This is a genomic window from Nocardia sp. NPDC060220, assembly GCF_042727815.1.
Taxonomy (GTDB): Bacteria; Actinomycetota; Actinomycetes; order Mycobacteriales; family Mycobacteriaceae; genus Nocardia.
The window spans coordinates 1-1,608 of record NZ_JBHWZY010001205.1 but is presented as its reverse complement, the minus strand read 5'-3'; the positions used below and the strand labels follow the sequence as shown (position 1 = coordinate 1,608).

Annotated in this window: 1 protein-coding gene; it reads right to left on the bottom strand. The window is 69.9% G+C overall.

Annotated features, from left to right (window positions below; genetic code table 11):
* On the bottom strand, positions 1-1,608 hold a 1,608-nt coding region (locus tag ACFWF3_RS35305), incomplete at both ends, for a helicase-related protein (RefSeq protein WP_379318466.1).

Below are 1,608 nucleotides of genomic sequence, written 5' to 3'. Positions count from 1 at the left end.
CCGCGGGCTTGCTCCGCTCGGCGGGTGTCTTCGTCCTCCCCGCGGTGGCGGTCTGCCCGTCGGCGGCTCCGGTGGGGCCGTCGACGCCGGCCGTCGCAGTACGCCCGGCCTTCTTCGAGCCCCGGGTTGTCGCGGTGGGTTCGGTCAGCGGGCCGGGAACTTCCGGCATGGCGTCGGCCGAGGTGAGCACCGCGCCGGAGCCCATGTCGGCCACGATCCGGGACAACTCGTCGGCTGATACCTGACCGGCCGTGCGAACGAATTCACCCAGCGCGGCGCCCAATTCGGCGGGACGGCCCAATCCGTCACCGTGCCAGAACGGCAACCGGCCGGGTAGCCCGAACGCCGGTGACACCAGGACCCGATCGAAGGTGATCTCCTCGATCCGCCAACTGGTCGCACCGAGCGCGAACACATCGCCCACGCGCGACTCGTAGACCATCTCCTCGTCGAGTTCACCCACCCGCGAAGCCTTTTCGCCCACCATGAACACCGCGAACATCCCACGGTCGGGGATCGCGCCACCGGAGGTCACCGCCAGGCGCTGGGCGCCGGGACGGCCGGTGATGGTGCCCGCGTCGCGGTCCCACACCACGCGCGGACGTAGTTCGGCGAACTCGTCGGACGGATAGCGTCCGGCCAGCAGGTCGAGCACCGATTCGTAGGCCGAGCGGGGCAGGTTCGCGTAGCTGCCGGTGGAACGGACGAGATCGAACCAGGCGTCGACGTCGATGGGTTCGAGCGCGCAGGCCGCCACCGTCTGCTGGGCGAGGATGTCGAGCGGGTGCGCGGGGATCTGGAGCTTCTCGATCTCACCGGTGAGCATGCGCTGGGCGGCGACGGTGCAGTGGATCACGTCGGTGCGGTGTTTGGGGAACAGCACGCCACGCGAGATCTCACCCACCTGGTGCCCGGCCCGCCCGACCCGTTGCAGCCCACTGGCCACCGAGGGCGGCGCCTCCACCTGGACCACCAGGTCCACCGCGCCCATATCGATGCCGAGCTCGAGGCTGCTGGTGGCCACCACGCAGCGCAGCCGACCGGTCTTGAGGTCGTCCTCGATGATGGCGCGCTGTTCCTTGCTGACCGACCCGTGATGGGCGCGCGCCAACAGGTGCTCGGCCCCGTGGATCACCTCGGTGGACGGCCCGAGCTGGGCGGGTGGCTTGTGCTCGGTCTCCACCGGCTCGCCGAGACGGGCGGCATAGGTCTCGTTGAGCCGCGCCGTGAGCCGTTCGGCGAGCCGCCGGGAGTTGGCGAACACGATCGAGGACCGATGCTCGAGCACCAGGTCGACGATGGCCTCGTCGACATGCGGCCAGATCGAACCCGGCTGATCGGAGTCGCCGCCCGGATCGGTCATATCGGCCACCGGCACCCGCACCGACAGGTCGAAGGTCTTCGGTGCGGGCGGCCGCACAATGGTGATCGGCGCGTTGCCGACCAGGAATCGCCCGACCTCCTCGGGCGGGCGCACCGTCGCCGACAACCCGATTCGTTGCGCGGGCTTGTCGGTGAGTTGATCCAGCCGGGCCAGCGACAAGGCCAGGTGCGCACCACGCTTCGACCCGGCGATGGCGTGCACTTCGTCGACGATCACCGTGTTGA